The organism is Candidatus Melainabacteria bacterium RIFOXYA2_FULL_32_9 (assembly GCA_001784615.1).
GTDB lineage: Bacteria > Cyanobacteriota > Vampirovibrionia > Gastranaerophilales > UBA9579 > UBA9579.
Window position 1 is genome coordinate 23345 of sequence record MFRQ01000021.1, and the last position, 6636, is coordinate 29980.

The 6636-nt window shown below is 31.3% G+C and carries 7 protein-coding genes; 5 read left to right on the forward strand and 2 right to left on the reverse strand.

The genetic code is table 11. The features are described from left to right. The first annotated feature begins 291 nt into the window (after positions 1 to 291). The gene (locus A2255_03310) at positions 292 to 1563 is read left to right on the forward strand and encodes a hypothetical protein (GenBank protein ID OGI23049.1); all 1272 of its coding nucleotides are present in this window, start codon (positions 292 to 294) and stop codon (positions 1561 to 1563) included. Here the strand turns inward: A2255_03310 and A2255_03315 are convergent. Next, entirely contained in the window at positions 1553 to 2902 is a 1350-nt protein-coding gene (locus A2255_03315) for an N-acetylglucosamine-6-phosphate deacetylase (protein OGI23050.1), read from the reverse strand. The two genes, A2255_03310 and A2255_03315, sit on opposite strands and share 11 nt — an antisense overlap. 329 nt (positions 2903 to 3231) lie before the next feature. On the opposite strand from A2255_03315, the gene A2255_03320 reads away from it, so the two are divergent. Both A2255_03320 and A2255_03325 read left to right on the forward strand, forming a co-directional pair. Then, entirely contained in the window at positions 3232 to 4248 is a 1017-nt protein-coding gene (locus A2255_03320; protein OGI23051.1) for a hypothetical protein, read from the forward strand. Between the two features lie 37 nt (positions 4249 to 4285). Beyond that, a complete protein-coding gene (locus A2255_03325; GenBank protein ID OGI23052.1) occupies positions 4286 to 5047 on the forward strand; it encodes a hypothetical protein in 762 nt (253 codons plus the stop codon). Between the two features lie 41 nt (positions 5048 to 5088). On the opposite strand, the gene A2255_03330 is transcribed toward A2255_03325, so the two are convergent. Further along, a complete protein-coding gene (locus A2255_03330; protein OGI23053.1) occupies positions 5089 to 5301 on the reverse strand; it encodes a hypothetical protein in 213 nt (70 codons plus the stop codon). Between the two features lie 320 nt (positions 5302 to 5621). Here A2255_03330 and A2255_03335 point away from each other — a divergent pair, with 320 nt between their 5' ends. Next, positions 5622 to 6014 (forward strand): hypothetical protein, encoded by a 393-nt coding sequence (locus A2255_03335; GenBank protein OGI23056.1) that lies wholly within the window; start codon positions 5622 to 5624, stop codon positions 6012 to 6014. A 336-nt stretch (positions 6015 to 6350) separates the two neighbouring features. Further along, positions 6351 to 6608 carry a hypothetical protein gene (locus A2255_03340; GenBank protein OGI23054.1) on the forward strand — a complete coding sequence of 86 codons (258 nt, stop codon included), beginning with the start codon at positions 6351 to 6353 and terminating at the stop codon, positions 6606 to 6608. Positions 6609 to 6636 lie beyond the last annotated feature (28 nt).

Sequence of the window (6636 nt, forward strand, 5' to 3'; positions counted from 1 at the left end):
CTCATTTTTATCCCTCTTAATTTAGAATCATTCTTAATTTATAATTATTCTAAATTAGCATTTAGTATTTGTCAACCCTTTTGTTTGAATTTTTTTAAAATTACCTGAAAGCATTGATATTATTGCAAAACAATAAACTGTATTTTTCACCTTGTCATATGCAAGAATGACAAGGTGAAATATTTGCTTAAAAAGTCTAAAAATTACACAAAAAACAAAAATATGAAAAATCTTTATAACCCAGCTGGGATCTGCGTTGAAATTGTTTTTTATGTGTACTAAATTGTTGTTATGAATATAAATTTTATCTATAAAACGTTTGCTTCTTTAAAACATGAGAATTTTAAGCAGTTTTTTATTGGACAAACTATATCCCTGATAGGCAGCTGGATGCAAATAACAGCTCTGAGTTGGCTGGTTTATGATATGACAGGTTCAAAATTGCTGCTTGGGCTTGTTGGTGCTTTATCTGCATTGCCTATGTTATTTTTATCGGTTTTAGGTGGCGTATTTGCTGATAAATATTCAAAGAAAAAGATATTAATTGCTACACAGATTTCTTCAATGCTTTTATCCTTTGTTTTAGCTGTTCTTGTGGTTTCTAATGTTATTCAAATCTGGCACATTATAGCGCTTGCATCAATATCAGGGATTATCTTTGCTATTGATTTACCTGTTAGGCAGTCATTTTATATTGATATAGTTGGAAAAAAAGATTTGATGAACGCTATTGCCTTAAATTCTTCTATGGTAAATATGGCAAGGATAATTGGCCCAGCACTTGCTGGTATTATAATGGCAAAGTTTGGCATAGTCTGGTGTTTTATCTTAAATACAATTAGTTATGCTGCTGTTTTACAGGCTTTATTTAAAATAAAACTGCCACAAATACAAGTAAGGCAGAATATTGAGTCAGTAGTACAGTATATTGGCAGTGGTTTTAGGTATGTTAGAAATAATAGGTTAATTTTTGATTTATTAGTTTTAATGGTTATAGTTGGCATATTTGGTTGGTCTTATGGAATTTTATTTCCGGTTATGGCAAAAGACATATTTCATGTAGGTGAAAGAGGTTATGCTGCTCTGGTTTCAGCAAATGGCATCGGTGCTTTGTTTGGTGCTTTATTTATTGCATATTTAGGAGATAGTCCACAAAAAAGAGGACTGGTCAATTTAGGAATATATATATTGAGCTTGTCAATAATGCTATTAGCATTATGTAAAACTTATTGGATGGGGCTTATACTAGTTGCTTTAGCTGGCTTTGGCTCACTGGTTTATTTTAATGCCACTACTACTATAATTCAATCGAGCGTAGATGATTCAGTCAGGGGTAGAGTAATGGGTATATGGTCGTTAATATTTGGTGGAACTGCGCCTATAGGAAATATTTATGTGGGTGCAGCGGCTGAATATATCAAGATTCCAGCAACTCTAGCTATCAGTGCAATTGTTTGCACATTAGCTGCAATAGTATTATCGATCTTCCTCCAGCCTAAAGAAACTGAAGCTTCTGAAATGACTGAGATTCCGGATATGCAAAAAGAAGCAGCTAAAGTTTAAAAGCTATTTGCCCATTAATAATAGTTGTATTAATTTTATAATTTTTCTTGGTATCCCAGATTACAAGGTCTGCAAGTTTATCTTTATCAATATATCCTAGCTCTTTTTGGTTTAAGTTTTCCGCTGCATTTAAAGAGGTAAACCTCAAACAATCAGAAAAGTCTGCTAATTCCCAATTAATGAGATTTTTAATAGCTGTATTAAGGAAAATAAGGCTTCCTGCAAGGGTTCCATCTGCGTTTACTGCCATATTGTCTTTTCTAAATACCTGCTGATTGCCAAATATTATTGAATCGTCGTTTGCCTGATTCAATGGCAGACTATCACTGATAAAGATCACCTTAGATTCAGGCTTGGTTCTTAAGACTATATCTATAGTAATAGGATTCAAGTGTAGTCCGTCAGGAATTATTTCTACGTAAAGATTATTATTAGTAAGGGCTTCACCTATAATGCCAGGATTTCTATGATGTAATGGTGCCATAGCATTGAATAAATGAGTAACTTGTTTTAATCCAAGCTTTGATGCTTCTTTTATAATTTCAGCTGATGCACTTGTATGACCTGCTGATGGGATAATGTTTTTGCTGGCTAAGTATCTTGTTAATTTAAAGTCTTTATCTTCTTCTGGAGCATAAGATACTATTTTTATTTCAGGATCTTCAATTTTCTTGAAGTTTTCTACTACAGCCGGTAAAATCTCACTTTCCGGCTGGATTCCCTTATGTTTAACTGATAAATACGGCCCTTCAAGGTGAATTCCTAAAAATCTTGTAGCGTTATCAGGCAAGATCTCTTTAGCCTTCTTAACTTTATTTATTTGCTCTTTGATTATGGATTCAGAAGCTGTCATTATAGTTGGTACAATTGATGTGATGCCGTGTTGAGGAAGATTTTTGGCTAGATTAATCATGTCCTCAATAGATGATTTGTTAAAATCACATTCGTATCCACCGTGAATATGCTGGTCGATAAGCCCCGGTGTAATAATCAAGCCTTTTGCATTAATTATATAAGTATTATCGGCTTTAACCTGGATGTTATCAGGAATATTTGAGCTTGTTGCTATAATCCTGTTTTTATAGATTAATATATTTTCTTTTTTTGATTCACAGCCTGGATTTAAGACATTTCCGTTAATTATTACCAGAAAGTAGTTCTGATTAGGTTGAATATTAGCAGGAATTTCCTGATAAATTTCATTAAACAATAAAGCCAAAAGAGCCTGAGCTGTGGCCTTCAATTCAGCATTGGATAAAAGGTTTAACAAATCAGTTTTGATTTTAGTTAAATTATTCTTTTTATAATGCTGAATTATTTGTCTGATTTTCTCTGTCATTTTTAATTTTTCTCTAACTTATATTTTAATATTTAATCTTATTTTAGTTGATAGTAGATAGTTGTTAAAGTTTGTAACGAAAATAAATTTTTTTTGCAATTATTGAGCTCATATATACTTTATATATATAGATAACATTCCTTCCCTTCCTTCCCTTCCTAATAAATTTTACCCTAAGCTCTTAGGGTATTTTTTTTTGTAATAAATCGAGAATTAATAAACTTTGTTAGTTTTATTAATAACTTGAAGTTATAAAGAATTTAGAAAAATTAGAAGGTTTTAACAATGAAATACATTTAATGTATAGTATTGGTATAAAGGAAGTAAGAATGAATAAGCTTGATTTAGAGAACAAAAAAAATCGTCTTCTGTATAGAGAGTTATTTTTAAAGGCTAATGAAGGATTTAAGGAGCAGATTAATAGTCTCAAGGTTAATTCTTTTTGTACAAACCAGAAAATTTGCTGTAAAGTTCGTTACACCGGGCTTTCTCCAGCTGAAATTTATAGTTTAAGCCAGGAAGAGGATAATATTTCAGTTGAGTATGTAAGATTATTTGTCCCTTATGGGGCCTCTGATGCTTTTAATTATGAAAAGAATAATCAGATTGATCTGGATTTAAATAATAAATTGGCTGCACAAGTGCATAAATCTTATGTAAAATCTGTACTCTCAAAATTACCGGGACCTGTATATTTTTATCATTGTAGGCATATAGGACAGAATAATAAATGTACTTTGACAGGTGGGAAAAGTATTTTATGTAAATTTCCTACCTCAATAACTACATTATTGCCTGAAGAATGTGGTTATCAAGATTGGCAGAAACAGGCTGTTGAAAAGATTAAAAATGAAATATCAAGGGATATCCTGGTAAAACTAAATGAAATTGAAAAGTACAGGCAAACATTTAAATGTCAGAAAACAGGCACTTGTTGTCGTCTTGCAAGTTCTGAATTTTCTTATGAAGAATTAAAACATAAAGCGCAAAACGGTGATAATTTTGCCAGGCAGTTTACAAGTGTTTTTATTCCATATGACAGCATTGAAAAAGCCAGAGAAATTTATTCTGAATATATTGATATGGTAGAGGCTCGACTTGATGCTGATGAGAAGATTTATTTTTATCATTGTCCTTACGTGACTGATGAGAATTTGTGCTCTATTTATGAAAATAGACCACAAATATGCAGAGAATTCCCAAATAATCCTTTAGCTATATTGCCTGCAAATTGTGGTTTTCATGAATGGAAAGATGAAGTATTGGTGGCTTCTATGCTGTTGCATGCCATAATTGAGATTACAGAATTTAACTTACAGAAAATCGAGGCGGCTTTACAAGATTAATACCCTGAATAATAGTTATTAGGGAGTATTTAGTGCGGTGTTCTTTTTAATCATTATCATTTTAGGATTTTTGGCTGGATTTTTATCGGGTTTATTGGCAGTAGGTGGTGGAATTGTCATTATTCCTGTATTTCTGTATATTTTGCCACTCTTAGGCTATAGTACTTTAACAGTAAATGAAGTTACTGGTATCTCCTCAGTTCAAGTTATTACAGGAAGTTTTTTTGCCTTTCTTTCGCATAGAAAATACGGATTAATGGATAAGAGACTTGTGTATGATGTTGGGGTAAGCGCAGGAATCGGAGCTTTAGTTGGCTCAGTTTTATCCAAATATGTATCCGGAAATGTTTTACTCGTTATTTATTTTATAACTTTGGTAACTTCTTTAGTGGCTTTATTAATGAGAGAAACTCAGGAAGGTAAAGATTCAGTTAGATCAGGCAAAACCGTGTTAGTGCCCATTTCATCTTTTATAACAGGAATACTTGCAGGGGCATTAGGTGTTGGGGGAGCAGTTTTATTTATACCAATTTTGTCTCGTTTTTATGGAATGTCTCTAAAAACAAGCATAAGTAATGTTACATATATAGTATTAATTACAGCAATAATCACATTTCTTGGTAAAATAGCTACGAATCAGGTTCCTTTCGATATAGTAATATTTGTTGTTCTAGGGGCTTTTTTAGGAGCAAGACTGGGTGCTATTGCAAGCCATAAATTACCTTCTTTAGTATTAAAGGCAATATTGGTTATTATTATTGTGATTACGGCTATAAGGGTTTTAATATCAATAATTTAGTTTTATGATATTAAGAAAAAGCAGCGATCAGCTGCTTTTTCTTAATCCAATATTATTGATTCAACGTATTTTACAATATCTCGCTTTGTTTTAATCTTACTCTCATTTACTTCATTCTGAATAAGATCTACTAATGAATCTACATTAATTCTCCTTATGTTTTCCAGCTTCCTTGTCAGGTCCTCAACTCTTAATAGATAGAATTGTTCGACAATTTCCACAATGTCTTTAACTGCTTCAGCAACATTTTCCATAGTAAGAAAACTTTCATTTTTTAATAATTATTTCATCAATATTATTTATAAATTATATTAGTCTGATTTTCAATTGTACTATAGTATTAGATATAATATTTGCTCTGAATGACACAAAATACAGAACTATATAGATATTTGCCTGATATGCTGCTGTTAAAATAATATTTTGGGATGATTAACATAAAAAAAAAATAAGTTTTATATAAATTAGTTTAATAAAACTATATACTGCCTTCTTTACGAATTTTACAATTTGAGAAAGACATTATATTATAGATAAGTAATTTTACTTAGGACTTGGTGGTTGTATGGTGGAAATGAAAAATATTCTCATTGTTGAGGATGATCCTGATAATAGGGAATTGTTAGAAGAAATTATTAGCTATTGTGAACCTGATTGTATTTATACCAGTGTTGATGACGGTGAAGAAGCCTTAAAAGCAGCTAAATCTTCCGAGTATGATCTTGTCTTAATGGATTTATCAGTTCCTAAAAAGGATGGTTATGAAATTATAAGTACTTTAAGGAAAACTAAGAACTATCAAACGGTTCCTATAGTTGCTTTAACAGCACATGCTATGAAAGGTATGAGAGAGAAGATTTTAAGCTATGGTTTTGATGAATATCTGGCAAAACCCTGCTTGCCAAAAGATATTATTGAAATTGTCAAAAAATACATTGCCAATAAAGGAAAGGCTATTTTAAGTTAAACTCATTAATTAAGAAAACCCTAAACTTGTTTTTAACAAGTTTAGGGTTTTCTTATGCAAAAAATACAAAATAAAATGCATTGGCGTAATATTTTTCATTTATACGATGGATGATTGTTATGTAGAAAGGAAATAATATTAATAATGTCCACAACAACCACCTCATGTTTGAGTTTCACGCTATCAAGGATATCGATGGCGTGAATTTTAATATAGTTTTGTTGTACAACAACTTGTTGAATAAGTATAGAGTGATATACTAGTTTAAAGAATATCAAAATTAGTTAGTTTGTTAAATTTATAATGTTGTTAATAAATGATTTAAGGAGATTTACTATGCAGCCATATCCAAATCAACCAGTAAAAACCAGAAGACCTGTACTTATATTTTTAAAGATAGTAGGGCCTCCATTAGTATTGTACGTAGATGATAGTGATGCTATTTATAATGAAATTAAACAAATTATTGCAAATGCATCTGAGCAGTCTCCCAAATTAGTAGAAAAAATTGGAAAAGGACCTTTAAAGAAACTTGCAGTTCTTGACACTCAAATCGCAGGAGTAGCAATCCAGGAAGAAGCATATACAGCTTAAGGACAGCGGAAAAAATCATAAAGGATTT

What these genes read in the sequence shown, in the direction of transcription:
- A2255_03315 (OGI23050.1), bottom strand. Translation starts at nt 2,902, where the DNA reads ATGACAGAGAAAATCAGACAAATAATTCAGCATTATAAAAAGAATAAT.
- A2255_03320 (OGI23051.1), top strand. Translation starts at nt 3,232, where the DNA reads ATGAATAAGCTTGATTTAGAGAACAAAAAAAATCGTCTTCTGTATAGA.
- A2255_03330 (OGI23053.1), bottom strand. Translation starts at nt 5,301, where the DNA reads ATGGAAAATGTTGCTGAAGCAGTTAAAGACATTGTGGAAATTGTCGAA.
- A2255_03340 (OGI23054.1), top strand. Translation starts at nt 6,351, where the DNA reads ATGCAGCCATATCCAAATCAACCAGTAAAAACCAGAAGACCTGTACTT.
- A2255_03310 (OGI23049.1), top strand. Translation starts at nt 292, where the DNA reads ATGAATATAAATTTTATCTATAAAACGTTTGCTTCTTTAAAACATGAG.
- A2255_03335 (OGI23056.1), top strand. Translation starts at nt 5,622, where the DNA reads ATGAAAAATATTCTCATTGTTGAGGATGATCCTGATAATAGGGAATTG.